This is a genomic window from Micromonospora sp. NPDC048887 (assembly GCF_040649715.1).
Classification (GTDB): Bacteria; Actinomycetota; Actinomycetes; order Mycobacteriales; family Micromonosporaceae; genus Micromonospora.
In genome coordinates, this window is the sequence record NZ_JBEZGA010000019.1 from 1 (window position 1) to 23,508 (window position 23,508).

The following is a 23,508-nucleotide window of genomic DNA, read 5'->3' on the forward strand; positions in this document are numbered from 1 at the left end:
CGTCGGGGTACTTCTTCGGTGCTGCCACGGACGACTTCCTCCCCCACGGCCATCAGACCATGGTCAAGAAGCTCCATGAAAGCGGGGGTGGCTCAAGCCGAGCAAACGGGGCAAGAGCACGGCTAGAACCGCCGTGGCTGGTCAACGACAGTCGCTGCCGGTTCCCCTTCGACGGCCTGGCTACGGCGAGATCTTTGCCTCCGGACGCAATCTCACCGGGAGTCGGAGGCTGGACGGTGAAGCCAAGTTACGTAAAGCGGTTCCATCAGTCACAATGGATGTCATGGTCGATCAAGGGTTCAGCTCACTGGTACAGCGGCTGTACGACATCGATATGGCACTCGCCGCGCTAGGGAAGCTGTCAACGGCAGCGCACGACGACGAGAGCGCGCTCGACTACGCGGACGGACTTGGCTGGGAGGTGCTGACAAGATCAGCAACCCATGTTTCCGCCATCCTAAGTACGAAGGTGACGGCAGAACAGCTAGCGCAGATAGCAGCGAGCGGCGCGACGGACATTCTGACCGCAGCCTTAACGCGTGAGCGGCCCAGGACCAGAAAGGCATTCGAAAAAGCGATCGTGGTGTCCTCGCCATCGCATACGAATCGGCCCCAGGATCTTCAGCGCGGTGCCATTGCAGGAATCGCGTTGGCAATCGGCGTCGGCGTCTTAGCAGCCACCACCGGAGCACCTTTGGCTGCACTCGCAGTAGGCGAGTCCGTGGCCAAGGAAATAATAAAGGCGGCGATTACGGGGGCGGTCTCCGGCCTGGTGACCGAAAGCGCGACCCGTCTTGTTACGCGCTCCACTCCTCAACCCGAAGGAGACCCCCCTATGGGGGGGCTTCCACTCATCAACACCCCCTTGACGCAAGCGCCGCAGGACCAAGATAAAATTGCCCATCGTCTCGAGCAGCTCGCGCCCATGACCGAGCAACCTCCAGCCCAGGGCGACCACACATCATCTAGAACAGGTCATGACGGTTTCTCGCACTAGTGCTTGATCTTTGCGGCGGTACTACTTTATCCGAACTAGTGCCTCTTCGGTGTGAAGGAACGACCGGCCGTCAATGAGCTGCGCGAGTCTTAGGGCTCTACTGCACGAACGGTCCGCCAGCGTCCAGGGACGTCCGGCCTTGCTCGCACCCGTCGTCACTCATTTAGTCACTCAGGCCGAGGCAGCTCTAGGGACGGCCCGTCGGGTTCCAAGACACCTGTCGCCGCGACGGTGCCCCGTCGCATCACCGAGCTGCCGCCCGGCTAGCTCCAGCCGCGCGAGGGCGGGCTCCCCGGCCGGGCCGTCCACGCAAGTGTGCCCTACGTCGAGCGAATGTAGGCCGATGCCTCCACGGACGGTTTGGAAGCTGCCGAGCATCAGCTTGGGAATCGGGTTGATCGGGATCAGGAGGTCTAGTGTCGGCTGGTCGTAGAAGAACGGGCCTCCTAGCCAACCTCTCCGGCCGCCCTCTGCTGCCTGATGTTGACCGCTGCGTCGGGCACGGACCGGCTTCATGGCGTCTTGTCTTGCTGGCGACCAACCCCACGAGGCCGCAGGCCGTTTGTCGTACCTGCCGGTCACACTCAGTGCATGGATATCGCATTGAAGACAGAGGTTCACGGCGGAACTCCGCCCCCGCGTCGTGTCCGAGTGGAGGGCATTGACGAGATCGGCACCGAGATCGAGACCAGGCAGACCAGGGACGGAAATCACTACCTCTCGACGGTGCTGTTCGAGAGCACCGGTGAGTGCCGGACCTTCCTGGCGAAGAAGGTGACCACCGCGTAGGTCAAGGGAGCTGCTGCCCATCCGCCCGCGCGCCTCTAGCCATCCCGTCGGCCTTCGTCCGCACACCGTGGATCAGGTGGGGCCTGCCCGGTCAAGGTGGAGCACCCTACGTCTGAACGACCTTGACCGGGCAGGCCCCACCTGATCGGCTTCGCCCGGACGGAGGTTGTCGGGGTGGCGTCACCATCCCAGAGTGCCCGAGCGCCCCGCCGGAGGCACTGTCTGTGTCTTGTCTTCCCCAAAGCCCCGGACCTGCCATCGACCATGGCGGCCCGGGGCTTCTTCGTATGTCGCGCCGCCGGCGGGCTGGCAACCGCGTGCCAGCGGCCGAAGGCCAGAGGCAACGCGGCGGGCCGACAGGCCCGGCCCAGGTTCGGCGGCGCGCGCGGCCTGCGAAGCGGGCCGCCTTGATCCCGTACAGAAACTCCTCACACGCCTACTCGCCTCGGCGGTCCACTCTGACGTCAGCACCGGGTGGCCCAAGCGGCCTACCCTGACTCAGTGCTCGCGACCGACGCCCCGAAGATCACTGATTGGATGCAGGCCTGGGGAAGCATCGCCGGCCTAGTTATGTCGACGGTGGCCGTCCTCTTTACTGGCCTCCTGCTCCGTCACGAAATACGCATCCGGAGAGAAGAGAAAGAAAGTACCGACTCTGGCCAGGCCCAACTGGTAGTTGTCGGCGTAGAGCACTACGTGGGGAACGAAGAGAGCGGGTGGACTGGTGTCACCTGGTTTGTCCAAAACGAGAGCACGGCACCGATTTCAAATCTGATTGTCTCACCTCAGCTAGCCGACGAAATCGATTACGAGTTATTTGCTGGCCAGAACTTCCTGCACCGGTCGACGGATATCGTCATCGCAAATTCGCGGGTCCGGGGCAACTGGCGATTTGATGATTCCAAGCCGTGGGGTTCCTGGAAGGAACGTAAACCACGACCCTTCGTACTCGAAATCATGTTCAAAGATGCCGCTGGCATTCCTTGGCACCGCAGGGGAAATGAGCAGCCCACCCGGGGCCGGATTGTGCCTCAAGATAGCTCACTTATCCAGCTCGCTGCCGAGGCCTACGGTGCCCCATTCTGGCTACGCCATCCCGGTCGATGGATCCGCCGCCATATTGTGGTAAGGCGTCGCCGACTGGTCAAACACCTTCAAACAAAGGTTGACAAGAAGTGGGGGCTTGATGAGGACTCGCACTGACTCAGCCCGGCCATAGCGCCTGCGGCTCAGCTCCGAACTACTGCGGCCGCAGATCCTGGCCTTCACCGTCGGCAAGTCCGCAGCCCGCAGGACCGCGTGACGGTCAATGCAGGTCGGCGAAGACGGCGCTGGCACGCCCGTGCACTGGTCGATCAAAAATGACACCCTCACAGCCCTGATCGGTCCCGGCAATGAAACCTGGCATACCGCCATCTCCATGCCCCTCTTCACCTGCTGGTCATCCGCTCTCGGGCAAGCGATGCCCGCCCCTCGACTGGCATGAGGGCCTGGTCAGCCTCTACAACTGTGAGCGCCAGAGCCGTAGCCTGGCACGGTGAACCGTCTAGCTGACCGAGCCGTTCAACTCTCTGAGGAATGCCTGTCTGCGGCTCTTCCTCGTCGGTGGAAGCACGTGCAGGCCGTCGGAGCGAAGGCTGAGAGCCTTGGCCGACTCGTCGGGGATGACGCAGAACTGCTCGCTGCTGCGGGATGGCTGCATGACATCGGCTACGCCCCTGACATCGTTGACACCGGCTTTCATGCGCTGGATGGTGCTCGATGGTTGCTCCGGCAGGGTTTCCAACCACGTCTGGCAAGCCTGGTCGCCCATCACTCGTGCGCCTCGTACGAAGCTGAGGAACGGGGGTTGAAGCCTGCCCTCATGGCGGAGTTTCCCCTCGAACAGTCGCCGACGTCCGATGCTCTCTGGTTCGCCGACATGACTACCGGGCCTGACGGCCAGGACCTCACCGTGGATGAACGGTTGGCGGAGATCCGCGAGCGATACGGCCCGGATGATCTGGTGACGCGCTTCTGGATGAAAGCGGAAGCGCCGCTGCTTGAAGCTGTCCGTCGAACGGAAGAACGGCTGACGGCCTAGCCGATGTACGGCTGCTGCCGGTTTTCGTAGCCGTGGGCAATCCGTAGCCGCATTGACGGGTGGATCGAGAGGTCAGCCAGCTCGTCGCGTGCGACCCACCGCACCTCGGAGGACTCGTCGCTCGGGGTTGGCTCACCACTGACGTAGCGGCCACGAAAGCAGATCGAGAACTGCTGCCGCACCTCGCCATCGCTGTACTCGACCACATGATTCGGGTTGGTGTAGATCCCGACCATGCCGGTCACCGCTACCTCTACGCCGGCCTCCTCGCGCGTCTCACGGACAGCCGTCTCGGCGATGTACTCCCCGAAGTCCTGGCCGCCGCCGGGCAGCGCCCAAAGTCCGTTGTCGGTCCGCTGGATGAGGAGTACCCGGCCCAGCTCATCCTGCACGAAGACGGTGACTGCAACCACGATGCTGTTCGGCTTCGGGGCGTTCGGGTCGTTGAAGTGCTCGGTCCGGGCCATGGTCCTAGCCTCCCATCGGCGGCGACTCAGTGCTCAGGCCAGACGGCCCGCTTCTTCCCGAGTACCTGCTTGAAGCTGGCGACGTAGTTGTCGAACAGCTCCGCTCCGCCGATGCGCCGGAGATGCAACACCGGGGCGTAGGCGGCGGGTGTGCCGTAGAGGTGAGTGTTAACCAGCATCTCGTCATCGAAGCGGTAGATGGAGTTGTAGAGGATCGTGTCGTGGTAGTAGATCCCGACGGTGTCCAGGTCTCGTAGCTCTTTGTAGAAGGCAAGCGCGTTCAGAATCTTGCTCGACATGGCAGCGCCGATGCCCTCGTCGTTCCCTCGCTCGGCGATGTGCTTGCCGTCGGGATCGCCGAATAGCAACTCCACCTGGGCGCCTGCGAGCGCCTTCTCGCGAAGCGTCGGCACCCATCGGTGGTTGAACTCGGGCAGGAACAGGCCGCCGTAGACCAGGACGCCGATCTGTCGGGTGGCCTTCTCCAAGAGCTGCTGCCAGAGGTCAGTCGGGACGGCTCCGCGGCGAGGGTAGATGTGGACCACCTCGGACTGGCTGACCTGCGCCGCTCGTTGCGCCGGCAGAGCGTCCGGCCAGAGGTAGGACTCGCTCTCGTCCAGCAACTCAGCGATCGTGTGGCGATAGCGCGGGTATGGGTTCCGGTCCTGGGTGATCCAACGCTCGACGGTCTTCGGGTCGACACCAAGTCTCTCCGCGAGTACCCCAGGCGTCAGCCCTTTCGTCAGCATCCTGCTGCGTAGACGGTCGTTCGGCATGGACGCTCCTGCTCCTGAGCAACGGGACGACTTCGGGGACGACTTACCGTAGCAAGGACGTCCCTAGTCGTCCATATCTCGTGGTGAACTCGTCACTACCGATCGAAGCACCCTGATTCCAGAAGAGCTGCCGTCCAGGGAGGACGCATCCGGCCCGGCGATACGGGCTCAGCTCACGAGATGAAGGAGTCAGTCATGGGACGTCTGCTGCTGGACACCTCCCGGGTGTCGTACGAGGTGTCGGTCAACCCGGTGCCGAAGCTGGACCAGAACGGCCAGCAGAAGTTCGACCGGGAGACCAAGAACCCGATGTGGACCGTGCACCTCTACGCCCTGTCGGAGGGCAGCGCGGAGGTCATCAACGTGACGGTCGTGAACCCGGTGATGCCGCCGGTGACGGTCCGTCAGCCGGTGCAGCCGGTGGACCTGGAGGCGCTGCCCTGGGTCAACGACCGCGACGGCAAGGTCCGTTCGGGTGTGGCGTTCCGGGCCTCGGGCCTGACGCCGCTGGACACCGCCGCCTAGCGGCGGGCGTGTCATCTGCTCCAACAGAAGTGGTGGACACGGGCTCGCTGGTGATTGGCGTCGTCTGCGAGCCCGCGTCCTGTCAACAACTCCGGTCCCGTGTTGGGAGGACTTGTCGTGTCCAAGTCTACGTCGCGGTCCCCGTTCGGCTGGTCGAACCGTGGGGGCAACGTCACCGTCATCGAAGCTCCGATCGCCCGGTCCTACCGTCGCCGGGCCACCATCGCCTTCTGGGTCGTTCTCGGCGTCGTCGGCCTCCTGGCCGCCACCGTCGCCTCGCACTACCTGCACCCGATCGTGGGCGCCCTGCTCGGCGGTGTCATCGGCGCTGTGCTCGGCGCGGTGACGTTCGCGCTGATCGTGGCGTGGCCGGTCCTGCGCGTCTTCTGGCACTGGCTGCCGGAAATCGCGTTCGGCCTGGCCGCCGTCTACGGCTGGACCGCGCTGATGCAGTCGACCCCGCTGTGGGGCTCGCTGCTCGTCGTCGCCTTGGTCGTCGGCGTGCCGGCCGCTGTCGGCCCGGTTCGCCGCCGTGTCATGGCGCTCGTGTGGTGCCTGGTGGTGCGGCACCGGCTGCGGCTGTGTTTCGCCGCGTTCATCGCCACCAACCGGCACGGTTCGCTGCCGCTGATCCTGCCCGCCAAGCCGACCCCGGCCGGTGAGCGGGTGTGGGTGTGGCTGCGCCCCGGTCTGTCCCTGCGGGACTTGGAGCAGGACGGCCAGGTGCAGAAGCTCGCCGTCGCGTGCTGGGCCAACGAGGTCCGCGTCATGCGCGCCTCCCGCCGCTACGCCGCGCTGATCCGCCTGGACATCACCCGCCGCGAACCCCTCGCGGCAACCATCGTGTCCCCGCTGCCGGACCACGTCCCTACGGACATGCCCGCCAACGCCCCCACCTCCCCGGGCATGCCGCCGGTCGGCCTGGACCTGCCCGACGTGCCGGACACCCCGGCCACCCTCACCGCCGAGACTCCTCGGCCGCGCAAACCGCGCAACCCCACCACCGAGGCGAGCCCAACCAACGGGTTCGACCCCTCCGACTACGCCTAACCGACCGGGACGGCGCGGACCAGTACCCACCGGGTCAAGCGTCCGCGCCCTTCCCACCCTCACCCGCCTTTGACACGTACGTGTCAACCGACCCACCGGGAGCCCGTCATGGACCTCACCGACACCATCGAACTACCCGCCACGTCGGCCGACACGGTGCCGGTCGGCGCGGGCCTGTCCATCTTCGACCCGGTGTTCCTCGGCATCGACGAGTTCGGCCAGGCCGTCTACCTGCCGATGATCTACCGGAACATCCTCATCGGCGGTGAGCCCGGCGCGGGCAAGTCCTCGCTGTTGAACACCATCGTCGGCCACGCCGCCCTCTGCCCGGACGTGCGGCTGTGCCTGCTCGACGGCAAGCAGGTCGAACTCGGTCTGTGGCAGGACGCCGCCGACGTGTTCGTCGGCCCGGACATCGAGCACGCCATCCGCACCCTGCGCCGGGTGCAGACGGTGATGGACAACCGCTACTCGTTCCTGATGTCGCGCCGCCGCCGCAAGATCGGCCGCAACGACGTGTTCGGTCAGATCCTCGTCGCCTGCGACGAGATCGCCTACTTCTCCGCCACCGCCGGGGACAAGAAGACCCAGGAACTGTTCGCCGCGCTGCTGCGCGACATCGTGGCCCGTGGCCGTGCCGTCGGGATCATCGTCGCCGCCGCGACGCAGCGACCGTCCTCGGACATCATCCCGCCGTCGCTGCGGGACCTGTTCGCGTGGCGGTTCGCCGGCCGCTGCACCAACGACGTGTCCTCGGACATCATCCTCGGCCACGGCTGGTACGCCCGGGGCTTCTCGTCCAACACCATCGACCCGAACAACCAGGGCGAGGGCTTCCTCATCGCCGAAGGCGGCATCCCGAACCGCGTCAAGGCCGCCTACATGAGCGACACCGACATCATCCGCGTGGCCGACTACGCCGCCTGGACCCGCCGCCACGACAGCTCCGAGATCGGAGCGGCGGCGTGAACGGCCGGACCGCTGTCCCGACCCGCGTGGTGGACCTGGTGCTCGTCGGCACCGGTGAGGACGTCGCCGCGCTGACCGCCATCACCCGCAACGCGGGCGTACTCGTCTTCCGCTCCGCACCCACCGCCGCTGGCCCTCATGACGACCGGCAGCGGGTGTTCCTCCGGCTCCACCTGCACCACCGATAGAGGAACGGCCGACAGACCGGGACCTGCCCTAGGAAAGCTGCCCGATCTGTCGGCCCAACCACCGCCCACGAAAGGACGTGGCCGCCATGAACCCTACCCAAAAACCGACCACCACCCCCGGCGCGCTGGCCGACCTGACCCCGGCCGACATCCTGCGCTGCGCCGCCCGCTACCTGGAAATCCACGGCTGGATCAAGGGCACCTACTACAGCAACCAGGGCGGCACCTTCCCGCCCGCCTGCGCCGTCGGCGCGATCGGCATGGCCGCCCACGGCCGCCTCATCACCATCCCCGCCACCCACGGGGCCGGTGCCCGCGACTGCCGCCGCGCCGTCGATTACCTCACCGACTACCTGACCGACCTCGGCATCATCGCCTACGGCGACGACTGGAACACCGCTCCGACGGACGCGATCGAGTGGAACGACCGCGACGACCAGACCGCCGAGCAGGTCATCACCACGCTGCGCGCCGCCGCTGACAACTACGACTGGGACCACGCCACCGAGGACGACCTCGAAACCTACGCGGATGCCTGCGTCTGGGCTGAGAAGCACCCGACCCGTGACGGCTTCCTCGCCTGGCGGGCCGCCCGATGAGCACTGTCACCGCGCTGCCGACCGGCAACGTCCACGCCATCCTCGACCGCGCCGCCCTCTACCTGGGCCAGCACGGCTGGACGCCGACCGGTCTCTACGACGCCCATGACGGGTGCACCGCGAAGTGCGCCTGTCACCGCACCGGCCTCTACCCGGCGTCGATCCTCGGCGCGATCCGGGCGGCCGTGTTCGGCCGTCCCCGCTGGTACCTCACCGGCATCACCGACGCCGAACAGCACACCTACAGCGCCGCCGTCGAGTGGTTCAACACCTACCTCATCGCCGTCGGCCACGACGGCCAGCACGCCCCGGTCTTCGCCTGGGAGACCACCCCCGGCCGCACCCCGGCCCACGTCACGCAGGCGCTGTGCGCCGCCGCCATCGCCAACCGCAAGCACACCATCCGGAGGGCCGCATGAGCACCGCCGCCCACATCACCGACCTGACACGTACGTGTCAAGACGGCATCTCCACCGCCAACATCATCAGCGCTCTTGAATACGCATGGGCCGACATCCGCGATCGTCACCCCGAGGTGCCCGCAGCAGTCATCGTCGTGGGCTCGGGTTCTCCTACAAAGCCCAACCAGGGCATGAAGTGGGGTCACTTCGCCGCTCTGCGCTGGCAGCACGGCGACAACCAGCTCCCCGAAATCCTCATCTCCGGTGAGGGCCTGTCCCGCGAACCGGAAGCCGTGTTCACCACTCTCCTGCACGAGGCCACCCACGCCCTGGCCGACGCCCGGGGCATCCAGGACACCTCCCGCCAGGGCCGCTGGCACAACAAGCACTTCGCCACCCTCGCCGCCGAACTCGGCATGTCCACCACCAAGGACGACAAGCTCGGTTACTCCCCCTGCACCCTGACCGACCTCACCCGAGCCCGCTACCGGGCTGCACTCAACACGCTCGCCGACGCGCTGCGCTTCTACCGCCACCCCGAACCCACCGGGGAAGGCAAGCAGCGCACGAACAACAACAACGGCGTCTCGTGTGAATGCGAGTGCCCCCGCAAGCTGCGCATCTCCACCACGGCCTTCGAAGAAGGGCCGATCGTGTGCGCCGTCTGCTCGGCAGCGTTCCTGCCCGAGGACATCGACCGGGACACCTACGAACACCCCACCTTCGCCACCGGCACCACGACCGGCGACGACCACCAGGACCAGGACGAGGCCGACGACTCGGAGGACGACCCGATGGTCTTCTACGACCCGACCGGCGAGCGCTACGGCCTGCCGACCTACCCGTTCAAACTCGCTCCCGGCGACCTGCTGACCCGCCGTCAGCTCCGCGCCCGCGACCTTCGCCCCGGCGGCCAGGATCCCGCCGCGCAGATCCTCTGGCGTCGCGGCAAGCGCGTCGCCTACCTCTACCGCCTCGACCTCGCGCAACCCAAGCGCACCGCCACCGCCGCCCAACTGGCGGCCATCGACAAGGCGCTCGCCGCCCGGCGCACCTGCCCCGACTGCGGCCAGGTCAAGCCCTACTACATCCCCCGCCGTACCGGCACCTGCCTCGACTGCCAAGAGGTGACCTCATGACGTACCCGCCCACCGCTACCAAGGCGAAAAAGAACGGCCGCGTCTACGCCTATATCGGCGCGTTTTCTGGCGGAGTTGTCTCCGTCGCCGCGAACATCGCTCACTCGTTCATCGCCCCGAAAGACGCTCCGGCCGACTGGTCGCCGGAACCCGGTGCGGTGGTCTCTGCGGTCGTGTGGCCGCTGTTCCTGTTCATCGCCATCGAGATCCTTGCTCGTACGCCCTGGCCGACCGGCTGGGGCTGGAACGTGCTGCGCTGGGTCGGGCTGCCGCCCGTGGCCCTGGTCGCCGCGTTCGTGTCCTACCGGCACCTGTCCGGACTGCTCGACCACTACAACGAGGAAACCCTCGTCGTCTGGTTCGGTCCCCTCGCCGTGGATGGCCTGATGCTCATGGCCACCGCCGCACTACTCGCCACCGGAAACCGCACCACCCGGCCCACCGATCTCGTCCCGGCACCTGCGCCGGCCACCACCGCCGAGGCCCCGTCATCCGACATCCCCGCCTCGCCGCTGGTCCGCCCGGCCGCCGCGACCCCGGCCACCAACCCGATTCCCGACACCGATCCGCGTCCCATCGAACCCGTCAACCCGCCCACCTCTGGCGAGGACACCGACACCCCGACGACGGTCGAGCCGACCCCGGACACCGCCACGGACCCGATCCCGGCACCTGCGGCACCGGTTACCACCGGTCCGCCGCCCGCGCTGCTGTCCAACGCCCGGCTCGTCGCCGCCGCGCACGAAAAGGCCCACGGCGAACCGATCAACCCGGGCCAGCTCGCCGTCCGGCTGCGCGTACCGACCCACACGGCCGCCGACCTCCTGACGGCCCTCAACAACCCGACCACCATCAACGATCACCAGCACAACGGCACTGCCGTGGGAGCCACCGCGTGACCTCCTCGACGCTGCCTCTCGCACCCGGGACCACCACGGTCCCGGGTACGGGAGCCTCCGCCGACGCAGACACCGGCCACTGGCCCTGGGCTGTACCCACCTCCACCCGCCCCGCCGGTGACGGCTGGGTACGCGGCCACGATCCCCGGACCGTCGCCTCCGGCCGCGCCCGCGCCCAGGACCCGGACTACGCCGACTGGCTCGGCCACGTCCGCGCCGCGTCGGCGTGCAAGCACCCGATCCGGCTGGCGGGGCAGATCCACGTCAACGACCGTGACGGCAACCGCATGGTCACCATCGACACCGACACCATGCCCGACGGCGCGATCTACACCCCGTGCGGCAACCGCCGCGCCGCCGTCTGCCCGTCCTGCGCTGAGGTCTACCGCCGCGACACCTACCACCTCATCAAGGCCGGGCTACAGGGCGACCGGTGGGGACTGCCGCCGCTGCACGAACACATCGCCATCTTCCTCACCGCCACCGCGCCCTCGTTCGGACCGGTGCACCACCGAACGGTCAAAGTCCACGCCGCGGACTGCCGCCGCAAGGACGGCTGCACCTGCCGCGCGGACATCTGCCGTCCATTCGGCCGCGTCTGCCCTCACGGTGTCGAGCTGCGCTGCACCGCCCGGCACAAGGCCGGTGACAGCCACCTCGGGCAACCGTTCTGCCTGGACTGCTACGACCACGACGGACAGGTGGTGTGGAACCACGAAGCGCCTGAGTTGTGGCGCCGCACCATCCAACAGGTCGACCGCGAGTTGCGCCGTCTCGGCCGCGCCCATGGTGTCGAGCTGCGCCGCCGCTACATCAAGGTCTACGAGTTCCAGGCACGCGGCGTCGTGCACTACCACGCGCTGATCCGCCTCGACGGCTACAACCCCGACTGCCCGGAGGCGATCGTTCCGCCGCCAGCGGCCATCACCCGCGACATGTTCGAGGACGCGGCGCGGACGGCGTTCGTCAAGACCTCCTACACCTCCGCCGACCACCCCTCCAACGGCGGCCAGGGCTGGCACATCGCCTGGGGTGACAAGGGCCTGGACGTCAAGCACGTCAACGCCCCCGGCGGCACGGTGAACCTCGCCCAGATCACCGGCTACATCGCCAAGTACGTCACCAAGAGCACCGAGGTAACCGGTCTGGCCCTGCGCCGCGTCGATGACCTCACCGTGGACGTCCACGGCGACCCGGCAACCCACCTCGGCCGCCTCATCCGCGCCTGCTGGGACCTGGGCGAGCACCCGGCCTACGCGCGGCTGCGCCGCTACGCCCACCAGTTCGGCTACGGCGGGCACATCGCCACCAAGAGCCGCGCTTTCTCCGCAACCCTCGGCTTCATCCGCCACCAGCGCACCATCTGGCGGCGTACCGAAGGCCACCCCCACACCTGGGACGACGAACAAGCCGAGCAGGTCATCTACGAACTCGGCTACCACGCGACCGGCTGGATCAGCACCGGCGATGCCCTGCTGGCCAACACCGCCGCCGCCCAAGCTCGCGCACGACACCAAGCCGGACTCGACGCCCTGGCCGACGAACTCACCGCCGCCCGCGCGGCCCGATCCCTGGCCGCTTGACACGTACGTGTCAACGCCCGTGAACCCGTTCCTTGACAACTCCACAGCGCAAGCAACACCCCAGCCACCCGGTCCCGGAAGGAGCACCCATGCCGACACGTCCCCGCCCGCTGGTCGCGGTCCGGCTCATCGGCCCGACCGCCACCGTCACCACCCACGCCGTCACCATCGCGGCCCAGCTCGTCGCCCACCACGGCGGGCGCGAACGCGTCACCTGCCGCACCAGCACCCGCACCGCCGACTACAGCGGCGAAAGCCGCGCCTATATCACCATCACCAGGAAGGAGCCACAATGACCGCACCCACCCCGCTCCCACTGCCGGAACTGTGGTCGATCCAAGACACGGCCGCGTTCCTCCGTGTTCCCGTCGGAACGCTGTACCAATGGCGGCACCGCCGCACCGGCCCTCGCGCCTTCAAGGTCGGCCGCCACCTGCGCTACAACCCGGCCGACGTCCGGGCATGGCTGGAAGATCAGGCGGCCTGACATGCCCATCGATGATCTGTGGTACCTGAGCAAGCGTGGTCCGAACAACGAGCGTCTGAAGTCCAAGCGCTACGGGCGCGGGAAGCGGTGGCGCTGTCGATACGTCGACCGCAACGGGGAGGCGCGGGAACGTCTCTTTGATCGGAAGGTCGACGCGGAAGCCTGGGATGCCAAGGCACGCGCGGGGCTCGCCGAGGAAGTCCGGATCGATCAGGGGGAGCGCCGTCTGACCTTCCAGGACTACGGGGAGCGGTGGCGGCTGTCGCGTCAGATCGGGCAGGCCCTCGACTACCAGCGCCACACCGAATCTCGGCTGCGTCACCACCACTACCCGCACTTCGGGGACCGGCCGATCCGGGCGATCACCGTCACCGACGTCTTGGAGTGGGTGGCCACGCTGTTGCGCAACAACGTCGCGCAATCGTCGGTGAAGACCTACTTCGACCTGCTCAACAACATCATGAACTCGGCGGTGGCCGACAAGGTGATCCCCGACAACCCGTGCAAGTCCATCCGGCTGTTCGCGATCCTGCGGGGCTTCTCCCGCTCGCCGAAGTGGGTGCCCACCGACGATGACGTCCTGGCCCTGGTCGACGTGGTGCCCGACGAGTATCAGGCGGCCATCTGGGCCGGTGCGGGTGAGGGGATGCGGCTCGGGGAAGTCCTCGGCCTGGAGGACAGCACCCGGTGCATCGACCCGGCTCGGCAGGAACTGCACGTGGTGCAGCAACTGCGGTTCCACAAGGTCGCCTACGGTGGCTTCTACCTCGCTCCGCCGAAGGCCGGTTCGGTCGGTGATGTGGACCTGGACGACCACGTCGCGGACGTCTTCGCCCAGCACGTCCGTACCTACCCGCCCGCCCTGGTCGAGCTGCCGGACATCACCGCCGGCACTCCCGACCCGGGCAGGGAACCCAAGCGCCGGTTGGTGCCACTGCTGTTCACCGACGAGCTGGGCCGGCCGATTCACGACCAACGCTGGTCCACGATGTGGCGGGGATGGTGCAGAGCGGCTGGCTGGCCCGATGAGGGCACCTTCCACTCCCTGCGGCACTACTTCGCCACCCGCCTCATCACCTCGGGTGCCGACCCCACCGACGTGCAGAACGCGCTGCGGCATTCCAGCCTGCGGATCACGCTGGAGACCTACGTCCACTGGTGGCCGAAGAAGGACCGCCGCCGCAACATCATCAGCGGCGCGCTGCGCGAGGCGAGCGCCAAACGAAATCGGGGCCCGAAGGCCCCGGATTCTCGCTGAGTTGTGCCGGATCTGTGCCCGCTGATCTTGCTAGCGGCATTTCCCCTGGTCAACGGTGTTACTGGTGGAGCTGAGGGGATTTGAACCCCTGACCCCCTCGATGCGAACGAGGTGCGCTACCGGTCTGCGCCACAGCCCCTCCGCCGGCGAACCGGCGTCGGTCCCACCCGGCTTTCACCGGGCGGGCCGACGACAAGGCTAACAGGTCGCGCCCCCACGACGCGAACCGCCCCGCCGCCCCGTAGATCTTGGAAGGAAAAGGCCCCTGGAGGGGCCGAAACCTTCCAAGATCGCCACCAGCAAAGCCGCGAACGAGGCGGTCAGGCGCCTCGGCCGGACTGGTAGGGGCGTCCGCGCAGGCCACCTGCCCGCCGGTAGGACACCGAGCCGCCGCTCGCCGCCGGCGGCAGGTCCGCCGGGCGGTCCAGCCCCATCGCCGTACGCCGGACCGCCTCGCGCTGGGCGGCCAGCCGGCGCTGCGCCTCTCGCCGGGCCGCCGCGCGCCGGGCCTGTTCGCGGCGCACCTCGGCCTGGCGGGCGGCCAGCCAGGCCGCCTCGCGGGCGTCCGCGCGCCGCCGCCGGCGCTCGGCCAGGGCGCGCTGCCGCAGGTGTACGACGTACGCGACGAGCAGTGTGCCGGTGACCGAGACGCTGATCCAGAACCCGGGTCCGACGAGCACCACGCCGCCCAGTTCCACCAGGTTGAGCAGCAGCAGCGCGGCGAGCACCCGGCGCCGCCGGTAGATCGCCGGGGTGTGCCGCCGCCGGGGTGGGTTCCGTCGGCGGGACTGGGCCGGGATGGCGGAGACGGGCCGGAGCCGCCCGGAACGGCGGCGCAGCGGTGGCGCGGAAACCGGGCGGGCAAGACTTCCCGTGTCGGAGTCTTCACTAAGGGTCACTACCAGGGAGCGCGGCGGGTGCAGCGGTCGACGCCCGGGCACGGTGCGCCGTCGACGCTGGCGCTGGAGCACCCGCGCCGTCGACTGCGCCCGCTCCGCCACCTGCCGCTCGGTGGCGTCGTACCGGCGGACCAGCGCCGGAGCGAGGGCGAGCAGACCGGCGGCGGCGAGGACGGCGAGGAGCACCGACGTGGGCACCCTCACCCCTCCCGTCACCAATGTTAGCGACGAGCGCCACACTGCCGCAACTTGTTCCGTAGACCCTCGTTTACGGCGCACTTCGTGCGGGCTGGCAGCGCTTGCCACAGCTTGCAGTTACTTGAGGTTACGGGCCGCCGACCCGGTTCACAGTGCGCCGCGCCGGGCGTACGCCTCAGCGGCGGTTGTCACGTACGCGGTGCCACCGCGCCAGCAAGCCGCCCTCGGCAGCCACTTCCTCACCGGTCATCGCGTATCCGATGTGGTCGCGCCATGCACCGTCGATGTGCATGTAGCGCACGTGATAGGCCTCCTCGCGGAAGCCGAGCTTCTCCACCACCCGCCGGGACGGCATGTTCTCCGGCCGGATGTTCACCTCGATCCGGTGCAGGCCGCCCGGCCCGAACGCGTGGTCGACGGCGAGCGCCACAGCGGTCGGGATCACACCGCGACCGGCCACCCGGGAGTCCACCCAGTAGCCCACGTAGCCGGAGCAGAACGCCCGCCGCACGATGCTGCCCACGTTCACGTGACCGACCAGCCGCTCCCGGCCGTCCTCACGCAGGCAGACGGCGAACGGCATGCCCTCACCGGTACGCGCGGACCTGCGCTGGTCGGCGTGCACCAGGCGAAACGCGGCGGGTGAGTTCGTCTCGTACCAGCCACCGGGCACATGGGACTCCCACGGGGCCAACCAGTCCCGGTTCGCGCGCCGGATCTCCGACCAGGCGGCGGCGTCCGAACGCCGATACGGCCGCAGCACCACCGGACCGTCCACCAGCACCGCCGGCCACCCCGGCGCCCGCCGGAACCGCACGCTCACCGGCGTCGGTCCAACAACAACACATCCACGGTGGATCCGGCGGCGGCGGTGGTGACCCGCTCGCCGAGCACCAGCAGGCCGTTCGCGTCGGACAGGCCGGAGAGCGTGTACGGACCACCGGCGAGCGGCTGCACGGTGTACCCGCCGCCGCGCCGCTCGGCCACGTGCGCGGGCCGGAACTCGCGCAGCCCCACCGGGGACGAGACCGTCTCCAGCAGGTGCGCGCGGACGCTCGGCCGGAACACCGGCTCGGCCCCGGCCAGCAGCTGGATGGCCGGGCGGGCCAGCACCTCGAAGCCGATCAGCGCCGCACCGGGCTCACCGGGAAGACACACCACCGGCACCTCCTCGGCGCCGACCGTACCGAACCCGAGGGCCGTTCCGGGATAGAGGGCCACCTCTGTGAAGGCGACCGGCCCGGCCCGGCCGCCGTCGCGGCGGGACAGGATGCGGCGCACCATGTCACCGGGGCCGGTGCCGGTGCCGCCGGTGGTGATGATCAGGTCGGCCCGCAGTGTCTGGTCCTCCAGCAGGCCACGCAGCGCCTCCGGGTCGTCGTCGCAGATCCCCACCCGGTACGCGAGCGCGCCCGCCTCCGCCGCCGCGGCGGTCAGCGCGTGCGAGTTGGTGTCCACCACCTGACCGGGCTGGCTGCCCCGGCCCACGTCCACCAGTTCGTCGCCGGTGGCCACGATCACCACGCGCGGGCTGGGCCGCACCACGACGTGCCCGATGCCGGTGGCGGCGAACACCGCGACCAGAGCCGGGGACACGTACGCCCCGGCGCGGGCGAGCAGCGTGCCGGCGACCAGTTCCTCCCCGGCGCGGCGCAGGCCGTACCCCCGCTTGGGGGCGCGGAAGATCTCCACGGCGGCCATGCCCTGGTCGGTCCACTCCACCGGGACGACCACGTCCGCGCCGATCGGCAGCGGCGCGCCCGCCGCCACCGAGAAGCACGAGCCGGGGGTGAGCCGCACCGGCCGCCAGCTCGCCGCGCCCAGGTCGCCCACCACGTTGAGGCGGATGCTGCGGCCGCCGGGCATACCGGAGGGGGCCGGGACGTAGCCCGGCCCCCGACTCCCACCGGAGATGTCCTCCCAGCGCGCGGCGTATCCGTCCACCGCCGCCTGGTCGAAGGCGGGGTACGAGTGCGGGGCGACCACGTCCTCGGCGAGCACGTTGCCGTACGCCTGGGTCAGGTCGAGGTCGAGTGGAGGCAGCGCGCGTAACCTGCGCAGCACACTGCCCAGGTAGTCGGCGAGCGGCGTCAACTCGTTCGCGGCCGCCTCGGCGTCGGCCGTCGCGGTCATGTATCGGCACCGCCGGACGCGTCGCGGATGCCGTTGAGGACGGCGGCGGTGACCGTCTCGTCGCCGTTGTTGACGAACTCGACGAGCCACTTGCGGAACTCGGCGCCCAGGTCGTCCCGCTCGGCGGCGATCTGCACCACGGTCTGGAGGTAGCCCAGCGGCATGCCGGTGTCGTAGCGGGTGCCCCGGTAGACGATGGCGTGCACCGGCACCCCCTCGGTACGCAGCAGTTCCATCGCGTCGGTGAGCTGGATCTCGCCGCCGCTGCCCGGGTCGGTACGCCGGATCGCGTCGAAGATCTTCCCGGGGAGCACGTACCGGCCGAGGACCGCCAGATTGCTGGGGGCCTCCTCCGGGCTGGGCTTCTCCACCATGCCGGTGACCTTGACGACCTCGGCGATGTCGGAGTATTCCGACTCGGCGGGCTCGACCGACGCGATGCCGTAGCGGCTGGTCTCGGCCGGGTCGACCTCGAAGAACGCGAGCACCACACCGCCGGTGCGGGCCTGGAGTTCCAGCATGGCCGGCAGCAGCGGCTCGGAGGGCTTGACGAACTCGTCGCCGAGCAGCACCGCGAAGGGCGCGTTGCCGACGTGCGACTCGGCGTACCCGACGGCGTGGCCGAGACCGAGCTGTTCCGGCTGGCGGACGGTGTAGATCGCGGCCAGCTCCTCGGTGCGCTTGACCTCGGCCAGCAGCTCGGGCTTCTTGGCGAGCCGTTCCTCCAGGTCGGGCCGGCGGTCGAAGTGGTCCACCATCGAGGTCTTGCCGCGACCGGTGATCAGCAGGATGTCGTCGATGCCGGCCTGGGCGGCCTCCTCGACGATGTACTGCAACACCGGCCGGTCGACGACCGGCAGCAGTTCCTTGGGAACCGCCTTGGTGGCCGGCAGGAACCGGGTGGCCAGGCCGGCGGCCGGGATCACGGCCTTGACCGCACGGGAGCGACCGGGGGCCGCTGAGGGGTTCGCTGAGTGCTCCGACATGCCGCGAGACTATCGGCCACGGCTCTGCCGCGGCGGGTGAGGACCGGAAGACGCGCCGCCCTTGACGGTGCCCGCCGGGTCCGCCGAGCCGGCCCGGGGCAGCCCGTCCGGCGGGCTGAGGCCGGCGGCCACCACCGGGATCTCCTGGGTGGGCACCGGATCGGGCGCCGGGGCGAGCCGGTAGCCGTCGCGTCCGGCGGCCTTCGCCGCGTACAACGCGTCGTCGGCGGCGTCGAGCACCTGCTGGCCGTCGGCGGCGTGGTCCGGGTAGACGGCGATGCCGATGGAGACGGTCACCGGCACCCGCACCGGCTCGTCGCCACTGCCCTCGACCGCCACCGGCTGGTCGCGTACCACCGCGCCGAGCCGCTCGGCGACGATCGCCGCGCCCCGGGCGTCGGTCTCCGGCAGCAGCACCACGAACTCCTCGCCGCCCTGCCGGAACGCCAGGTCCACCTCGCGGATCACGCCGCGTACGCGGCGGGCGAACTCGACCAGCACGGCGTCCCCGGCGGCGTGCCCCCAGGTGTCGTTGACGTTCTTGAACCGGTCCAGGTCGAGCGCGAGCACGCTGAGCATCCGGCCGAAGCGGTTCGCCCGTTCCACCTCGCGGCGGATCGACTCGCGCAGGTAGCGGTAGTTCCACAGCCCGGTCAGCGGGTCGGTGAGGGAGAGCCGCTGCGCCTCCTCGTGCACCCGGACGTTCTCCACGGCGACCGCCGCGTGCCCGGCGAACGTCCGCAGCGTCACCACGTCGTCGTCGTGGAACTCGTGCCCGCCGAGCCGGTCGTAGAGCACCAGCACGCCGAGCGCCGCGCAGGGCGAGCCGGGCGGGTCGCCGTCGGCGGGCGGGTGGCCGGGCCGGTCCGGGCCGCGCGGCTCGGTGGCGCCGGGGGTGGCGAATGGCACGGCCACGTACGTCTCGCAGGACGGCTCCCCGGTCGGTGTGTCAGGTGGCGTCCACCGTCCGCGCAGCGGTTCGCCGGTGGCGGCCACCGCGCCGAGCACCCCGGCGCCGACCGGCACCCGTAGCGTCGCCGGGTCGGCCGGGTCGGCAGTGGGCCAGCGCCCGGTCAGTCCCTCCACGCACCGGCCGACGAGTACGCCGTCGCCGTCGACCAGCAGCACCGCACCGGCCCGGGCGCCGGTGGCGCCGATCGCGCTGTCCAGGATCACCCGCAGGATGCGTTGCAGGTCGTGCGTGCTGGCGAGCGTGTCGCCGAGCACCGCGAGGTGGTTGCGGAGCTGGTCGCGGCTGCTTGTCAACGCCGCCACGTAGCTGCCGGTCTCCCGGGTCATCCGGTTGAACGCGCTGGCCAGCCGCCCGATCTCGTCGCGGCTGCGCACCGGCACCCGGGCGCTCAGGTCGCCGCGCGCCACCCGGTCGACCGCACCGGCCAGCTCGCCGAGCGGCCGGGTGGTGACCCGGGCCAGCCGCCAGGCGGCGAGCACGGCGAGCAGGGCGGCGAGCGCGCCGGCCGCGATCAGCGCCCCGTACAGACCGGCCGTGCGCTCGCCGGGCACCGACAGCACCAGTGGCAGCGGCTGACCGGGAGACGGCCCGACCCGGCGCACGTACCGGCCGTCGCCGGTCCCGGTCACCCGATTCCCGTCGGCCTTTCCGGCGGCGGCCAGCACCGCTGCGCGTACCCCCTGGTCCTCGGTCGTCTGGGTGATGCCGCCGGGGTCGTCGAGGAGGGTGACCCCGACGCCGGTCACCGCGGCGAGCCGCGCCACGAACGCCCGGTCGACGGGCTGGGCGGCGGCGACCGCGCCCAGGTCGGTGCCGGCCTGGTCGCGGAGCCGGACCTGGGCGGACAGCGCGGCGACGGGGGTGGCCGGCGGGCCGGCGCAGTCCTGCCAGCGCCCGGCCGTCCCGCCCGGTGTGGCGTAGGTGGTGCGGCCGGCGGCGTCGGCGATCAGCACGGCGGCGGCCAGGCCCCGCGCGACCACCTGGTCGGCCGATCGGGGCCGGAGAGCGGGGTCGCTGACCAGGGCGACCGCGTCTGCCGCCGCGCGTAGTTGCTGGCAGAGCGCGTCGACCGAGGTACGCACACCGGCCGCCGCCAGGCCCAGCCGCTCGGTGGCGCGGCTGCGGTCGACGGCGCTGAGCGTGGCCCCGACGAAGAACGCGCCGAGCAGGACGGGGCCGAGGACCACCGCGAGGAAAGCCGCCGTCAACCGCCCGCGTAGCGTCAATCTTCCCCCCGGAAGGTCCGCCCTCTTGGTGCGATGCTGACACAGAGCGACCATTAGGCAAGCGTTGCGTCAGGAGTGTTGCGTGCCGGAATTTTCGGATGAAGCGCACGATGCGAAGCGGGAGATGCGCGTCGCGCTACTCGCCGCCCGCCGGTCGATGTCCGCGGTCCAGCGCGCGGTGGCGGCGGCGGCCGTCCAGGCCGAGCTGGTGACACTGGTACGCCGGCTGCGGCCGGCCAGGATGAGCGCGTACGTGCCGGTCTCCTCCGAGCCCGGCGGGGACGACCTGCCGGACGTGCTGCGCGCCGCGCTGCCGCCCGAGGCCGAGTTGCTGCTGCCGGTGCTCCGCGACGACCTGGACCTGGACTGGGCCCCGTACACCGGCCCGGAGTCACTGCGCGCCGCCGGTCGGGGCCTGCGCGAGCCGACCGCGCCACCCCGGGGACGTTCCGCCGTGGCCGGAGCCGGCCTGGTGGTGGTGCCCGCCGTCGCGGTGGACCGCCGGGGCATCCGGCTGGGCAGGGGCGGCGGCTCGTACGACCGCGCGCTGGCCCGGGTGCCCGCCACCGTGCCGACAGTGGCGCTGCTGCACGACGGCGAGCTGGTCGAGGCGGTGCCCGCCCTGCCGCACGACCGCCCGGTGCACTGCGTGATCACCCCGGCGGACGGGTTGGTGGCGGTACCGGGTGTGGGCCCGGGCGCTTCCGCTGGACGAACCCGGGGGTGATGACGCACCATTGGCACTCGAAGACCACGAGTGCCAAACCGGCCGTGCCAAGATCCGGAGGAGAACGTGCCCACGTACCAGTACGCCTGCACCGCGTGCGGCCACCAGCTCGAGGCGGTGCAGTCCTTCTCGGACGACCCGCTGACCGAGTGCCCGGCGTGTGAGGGGCGGCTGCGAAAGCTCTTCAACTCGGTGGGCATCGTGTTCAAGGGCTCCGGCTTCTACCGCACGGACTCCCGTTCGTCCGGTTCCGACAACGCCTCCTCGACCTCGTCGGGCAAGCCGGCCAAGACCGAGTCGTCCTCCTCGTCGTCGGACTCCTCGTCCTCGTCGTCCGGTTCGTCGTCCTCGTCGTCCGGGTCTTCTTCGTCGTCCGGCTCCGGGTCGGGCTCGACGGCCGGCAAGGCGCCGGCGGCGTCCAGCTCCTCCTGACCTGCTTCGTACCGGCACGTGGCCGTCCCCTTCTCGGGGGCGGCCACGTTCCGTGTGGCCGTCTCCCGTTCGCGGCAGACGCTCGCCCGCTCGGCGAGGTTGCCGCATCAGCCCGTCCGGCAGCGGCCACCGTCCCTGGTGACGGCAGGCCCGCACGGGGAACGGTTTTCCACAGGCCGGCGGGTTATCCACAGCGACGGGCCGTGGGACGGCGAGCGACCTGATCCGGTCCTAGCCTGCGGATCGGATGGTCGGCCGGCGGCGGGAGGCAGCGGTGACTGGTGGCGAGGCGACGTTGCGTCCGGTCCGCTGGCGCGGGCTGCCCCGGCGCCGGACCCTGCTGCGGGTGACGCTCGTCGCGGTGCTGCTCGGGTTGGCGGCGGCGGTGCTCCAGACGCCGCAGTCCTGCCCACCGCCCCGAATCCCACCGGCCGCCCCGGCGTCGGCGCCGCCCTCCGGCGGCATCCGCGCCCTGCCGGCCGGCACGGTGGGCGTGCCGATCCGGCTGGCCGAGCCGGCCGCACTCGCGGTGCTGCGCCCGGGTGCCCGGGTCGACCTGCTCGTCGTGCCGGCGGGCGGTGCGCCCGACCCGGCGCTGCTGGCCCCGCGCGCGTTGGTGCTCGACGTGGTGGGCGCCGCCGGGGCGGTCGACGGCTCGTCGGCGCTCTACCTGGCGCTGCCGCCGGCACAGGCGCGGCGGGCGGTCGGGTTGCCGGAGGGCAGCCGCTTCGCAGTGGTGGTACGCGGCTGACCCGAGCCCCGGCGATCAGCCCGGCACGACGCGGTCAGCCCCAGTGCGGGGGGCGCTCGGCGAGCAGCCAGTCGTCGTTGCCGCCGGGGCGCTCACCCCAACCGCGGTCGGTGTCGTCGCTCGTCTGTTCGGGCAGCACCACGAAGTCGTCGCTGAGGTCGACCACGCGGTCGTCGTCATCGCGCGGTGCCCGGATGGCGGGGTCGGTCACGAGCAGCAACGATACCGCCGAATCGGCCGCCGGCCCGATCCCCGGGAACGTGGCGGGCCGGACGGCCGAGCCCGGCGGTGACGCCCGCGCCCACCCGTGGCCCCCGGACGGCTTCGGAACGTCGGGCGCGACCGAGGGTGCCGGTGATCGACGCGTCGGGCGGCCGACCCGCCGGGGCGTTGGTAGCGTCGGACGGCGTGACGACGCCGAGCGGTGGCAGCCCCGACGACGAGACCTGGCGACGCCCGGAGCAACCGGCACCGGCCGGGGAGGACGCCTCCCGGGCGGTTCCCGGCAGCGGCCCGGACGCCCACTCGGCCGGCCCCGAAGCCCGCCCCTCCGGCGCCGGCGACCCGGACCGCACCACCGAGCCGGCCGGGGCCTTCGGGCCGCCCGAGCCGGAGGCGGCCGGCAGCGCCAGCCCGTGGTCACGCGAGGCGGCCACCGAGAGCCCATGGGCACGAGCGGAGGCGGCAGGCGGTTGGACGGTGGCCGGCGGAGCGTGGCCGGGGTCGCCCGGCGGCAAGCCGCCCTCGGGATACGCGGGACCGCCGCCGAGTACGCCTCCGCCGCCCGGCTGGCGGCCACCGGTACACGTGCAGCCGTCACCGCCCCGCCGGCTGCCGCCGCAGGACATGGCCGCGATGGACCAGGCGGAGCAGCGGGCGCAGCGGCTCACCTACGGCATCGGGGCGGCCGTCGCGGTGGTGCTGGTGCTGCTCACCTGCCTGCTCTGCTCGCGGGTGCTGTTCTGACCCGCGG

Annotated in this window: 28 protein-coding genes, 1 tRNA gene and 1 pseudogene; 20 read left to right on the forward strand and 10 right to left on the reverse strand. The window is 70.2% G+C overall.

What is annotated here, in order from left to right; genetic code table 11:
- Window positions 1–274 precede the first annotated feature (274 nt).
- The 4 genes from AB0C17_RS24355 to AB0C17_RS24370 all read left to right on the forward strand — a co-directional run bounded on the left by AB0C17_RS24355 (window position 275) and on the right by AB0C17_RS24370 (window position 3,869).
- Window positions 275–997 (forward strand): hypothetical protein, encoded by a 723-nt coding sequence (locus AB0C17_RS24355; RefSeq protein ID WP_357480595.1) that lies wholly within the window; start codon window positions 275–277, stop codon window positions 995–997.
- 651 nt (window positions 998–1,648) lie between these two features.
- A complete protein-coding gene (locus tag AB0C17_RS24360) occupies window positions 1,649–1,786 on the forward strand; it encodes a hypothetical protein (RefSeq protein ID WP_357480598.1) in 138 nt (45 codons plus the stop codon).
- A gap of 501 nt (window positions 1,787–2,287) precedes the next feature.
- Window positions 2,288–2,989, forward strand: a complete 702-nt coding sequence (locus AB0C17_RS24365; protein WP_357480601.1) for a hypothetical protein — start codon at window positions 2,288–2,290, stop codon at window positions 2,987–2,989.
- A gap of 412 nt (window positions 2,990–3,401) precedes the next feature.
- Window positions 3,402–3,869 (forward strand): HD domain-containing protein, encoded by a 468-nt coding sequence (locus AB0C17_RS24370; protein WP_357480604.1) that lies wholly within the window; start codon window positions 3,402–3,404, stop codon window positions 3,867–3,869.
- Here the strand turns inward: AB0C17_RS24370 and AB0C17_RS24375 are convergent.
- Complete coding sequence (locus AB0C17_RS24375) at window positions 3,866–4,336, reverse strand: NUDIX domain-containing protein (protein ID WP_357480607.1); 471 nt, start codon at window positions 4,334–4,336, stop codon at window positions 3,866–3,868. The two genes, AB0C17_RS24370 and AB0C17_RS24375, sit on opposite strands and share 4 nt — an antisense overlap.
- 26 nt (window positions 4,337–4,362) lie before the next feature.
- On the reverse strand, window positions 4,363–5,112 hold the full coding sequence (locus tag AB0C17_RS24380; RefSeq protein WP_210942613.1) for a helix-turn-helix transcriptional regulator: 750 nt from the start codon (window positions 5,110–5,112) through the stop codon (window positions 4,363–4,365).
- A gap of 195 nt (window positions 5,113–5,307) precedes the next feature.
- On the opposite strand from AB0C17_RS24380, the gene AB0C17_RS24385 reads away from it, so the two are divergent.
- The 12 genes from AB0C17_RS24385 to AB0C17_RS24440 all read left to right on the forward strand — a co-directional run bounded on the left by AB0C17_RS24385 (window position 5,308) and on the right by AB0C17_RS24440 (window position 14,210).
- Complete coding sequence (locus AB0C17_RS24385) at window positions 5,308–5,637, forward strand: hypothetical protein (RefSeq protein ID WP_355343309.1); 330 nt, start codon at window positions 5,308–5,310, stop codon at window positions 5,635–5,637.
- A 117-nt stretch (window positions 5,638–5,754) separates the two neighbouring features.
- Window positions 5,755–6,687 (forward strand): hypothetical protein, encoded by a 933-nt coding sequence (locus tag AB0C17_RS24390; RefSeq protein WP_357480611.1) that lies wholly within the window; start codon window positions 5,755–5,757, stop codon window positions 6,685–6,687.
- 108 nt (window positions 6,688–6,795) lie between these two features.
- A complete protein-coding gene (locus AB0C17_RS24395; RefSeq protein ID WP_114918888.1) occupies window positions 6,796–7,656 on the forward strand; it encodes an FtsK/SpoIIIE domain-containing protein in 861 nt (286 codons plus the stop codon).
- The gene (locus tag AB0C17_RS24400) at window positions 7,653–7,844 is read left to right on the forward strand and encodes a hypothetical protein (protein WP_357480615.1); all 192 of its coding nucleotides are present in this window, start codon (window positions 7,653–7,655) and stop codon (window positions 7,842–7,844) included. Before AB0C17_RS24395 ends, AB0C17_RS24400 begins: the two co-directional genes overlap by 4 nt.
- 86 nt (window positions 7,845–7,930) lie before the next feature.
- On the forward strand, window positions 7,931–8,443 hold the full coding sequence (locus AB0C17_RS24405) for a hypothetical protein (RefSeq protein ID WP_357480619.1): 513 nt from the start codon (window positions 7,931–7,933) through the stop codon (window positions 8,441–8,443).
- Window positions 8,440–8,862, forward strand: a complete 423-nt coding sequence (locus AB0C17_RS24410; RefSeq protein ID WP_357480622.1) for a hypothetical protein — start codon at window positions 8,440–8,442, stop codon at window positions 8,860–8,862. The genes AB0C17_RS24405 and AB0C17_RS24410 overlap by 4 nt, the downstream gene beginning before the upstream one ends.
- Window positions 8,863–9,638: 776 nt before the next feature.
- Window positions 9,639–9,983: an RRQRL motif-containing zinc-binding protein gene (locus AB0C17_RS24415; protein WP_357480681.1), complete on the forward strand. Its 345-nt coding sequence runs from the start codon at window positions 9,639–9,641 to the stop codon at window positions 9,981–9,983.
- A complete protein-coding gene (locus AB0C17_RS24420; protein ID WP_357480625.1) occupies window positions 9,980–10,882 on the forward strand; it encodes a hypothetical protein in 903 nt (300 codons plus the stop codon). Before AB0C17_RS24415 ends, AB0C17_RS24420 begins: the two co-directional genes overlap by 4 nt.
- The gene (locus AB0C17_RS24425; RefSeq protein WP_357480628.1) at window positions 10,879–12,465 is read left to right on the forward strand and encodes a replication initiator; all 1,587 of its coding nucleotides are present in this window, start codon (window positions 10,879–10,881) and stop codon (window positions 12,463–12,465) included. Before AB0C17_RS24420 ends, AB0C17_RS24425 begins: the two co-directional genes overlap by 4 nt.
- An 89-nt stretch (window positions 12,466–12,554) precedes the next feature.
- Window positions 12,555–12,761, forward strand: coding sequence for a hypothetical protein (locus AB0C17_RS24430; RefSeq protein WP_357480631.1), 207 nt, complete (start codon window positions 12,555–12,557; stop codon window positions 12,759–12,761).
- The gene (locus AB0C17_RS24435) at window positions 12,758–12,952 is read left to right on the forward strand and encodes a helix-turn-helix domain-containing protein (RefSeq protein ID WP_269702405.1); all 195 of its coding nucleotides are present in this window, start codon (window positions 12,758–12,760) and stop codon (window positions 12,950–12,952) included. The genes AB0C17_RS24430 and AB0C17_RS24435 overlap by 4 nt, the downstream gene beginning before the upstream one ends.
- Before the next feature lies 1 nt (window position 12,953).
- A complete protein-coding gene (locus tag AB0C17_RS24440; protein WP_357480635.1) occupies window positions 12,954–14,210 on the forward strand; it encodes a site-specific integrase in 1,257 nt (418 codons plus the stop codon).
- 62 nt (window positions 14,211–14,272) lie between these two features.
- On the opposite strand, the gene AB0C17_RS24445 is transcribed toward AB0C17_RS24440, so the two are convergent.
- The 6 genes from AB0C17_RS24445 to AB0C17_RS24470 form a co-directional block, all read right to left on the reverse strand.
- Window positions 14,273–14,349, reverse strand: a tRNA-Ala gene (locus tag AB0C17_RS24445).
- A 181-nt stretch (window positions 14,350–14,530) separates the two neighbouring features.
- Window positions 14,531–15,313 carry a hypothetical protein gene (locus AB0C17_RS24450; RefSeq protein ID WP_357381347.1) on the reverse strand — a complete coding sequence of 261 codons (783 nt, stop codon included), beginning with the start codon at window positions 15,311–15,313 and terminating at the stop codon, window positions 14,531–14,533.
- A 169-nt stretch (window positions 15,314–15,482) separates the two neighbouring features.
- On the reverse strand, window positions 15,483–16,130 hold the full coding sequence (locus AB0C17_RS24455) for a GNAT family protein (RefSeq protein ID WP_357381344.1): 648 nt from the start codon (window positions 16,128–16,130) through the stop codon (window positions 15,483–15,485).
- Window positions 16,127–17,440 (reverse strand): gephyrin-like molybdotransferase Glp, encoded by a 1,314-nt coding sequence (gene glp, locus AB0C17_RS24460; RefSeq protein ID WP_357381342.1) that lies wholly within the window; start codon window positions 17,438–17,440, stop codon window positions 16,127–16,129. Before glp ends, AB0C17_RS24455 begins: the two co-directional genes overlap by 4 nt.
- Complete coding sequence (locus AB0C17_RS24465) at window positions 17,437–18,426, reverse strand: UTP--glucose-1-phosphate uridylyltransferase (RefSeq protein WP_357480638.1); 990 nt, start codon at window positions 18,424–18,426, stop codon at window positions 17,437–17,439. Before AB0C17_RS24465 ends, glp begins: the two co-directional genes overlap by 4 nt.
- 9 nt (window positions 18,427–18,435) lie before the next feature.
- Window positions 18,436–20,625: a diguanylate cyclase gene (locus AB0C17_RS24470; protein ID WP_357381338.1), complete on the reverse strand. Its 2,190-nt coding sequence runs from the start codon at window positions 20,623–20,625 to the stop codon at window positions 18,436–18,438.
- A gap of 124 nt (window positions 20,626–20,749) precedes the next feature.
- Here AB0C17_RS24470 and AB0C17_RS24475 point away from each other — a divergent pair, with 124 nt between their 5' ends.
- Window positions 20,750–21,352 carry a 5-formyltetrahydrofolate cyclo-ligase gene (locus AB0C17_RS24475; RefSeq protein WP_357471872.1) on the forward strand — a complete coding sequence of 201 codons (603 nt, stop codon included), beginning with the start codon at window positions 20,750–20,752 and terminating at the stop codon, window positions 21,350–21,352.
- 66 nt (window positions 21,353–21,418) lie between these two features.
- Window positions 21,419–21,559, forward strand: a pseudogene (locus AB0C17_RS24480) (FmdB family zinc ribbon protein); the annotation flags it as partial.
- A 14-nt stretch (window positions 21,560–21,573) separates the two neighbouring features.
- On the opposite strand, the gene AB0C17_RS24485 reads toward AB0C17_RS24480, so the two are convergent.
- Window positions 21,574–21,831, reverse strand: coding sequence for a hypothetical protein (locus AB0C17_RS24485; protein WP_357381815.1), 258 nt, complete (start codon window positions 21,829–21,831; stop codon window positions 21,574–21,576).
- Window positions 21,832–22,058: 227 nt separating this feature from the next.
- Here AB0C17_RS24485 and AB0C17_RS24490 point away from each other — a divergent pair, with 227 nt between their 5' ends.
- Window positions 22,059–22,535 carry a flagellar biosynthesis protein FlgA gene (locus AB0C17_RS24490; protein WP_357381334.1) on the forward strand — a complete coding sequence of 159 codons (477 nt, stop codon included), beginning with the start codon at window positions 22,059–22,061 and terminating at the stop codon, window positions 22,533–22,535.
- A gap of 34 nt (window positions 22,536–22,569) precedes the next feature.
- On the opposite strand, the gene AB0C17_RS24495 is transcribed toward AB0C17_RS24490, so the two are convergent.
- Entirely contained in the window at window positions 22,570–22,746 is a 177-nt protein-coding gene (locus AB0C17_RS24495) for a hypothetical protein (protein WP_192580693.1), read from the reverse strand.
- 197 nt (window positions 22,747–22,943) lie between these two features.
- On the opposite strand from AB0C17_RS24495, the gene AB0C17_RS24500 reads away from it, so the two are divergent.
- On the forward strand, window positions 22,944–23,501 hold the full coding sequence (locus tag AB0C17_RS24500; protein WP_357381331.1) for a hypothetical protein: 558 nt from the start codon (window positions 22,944–22,946) through the stop codon (window positions 23,499–23,501).
- Window positions 23,502–23,508: the final 7 nt, after the last annotated feature.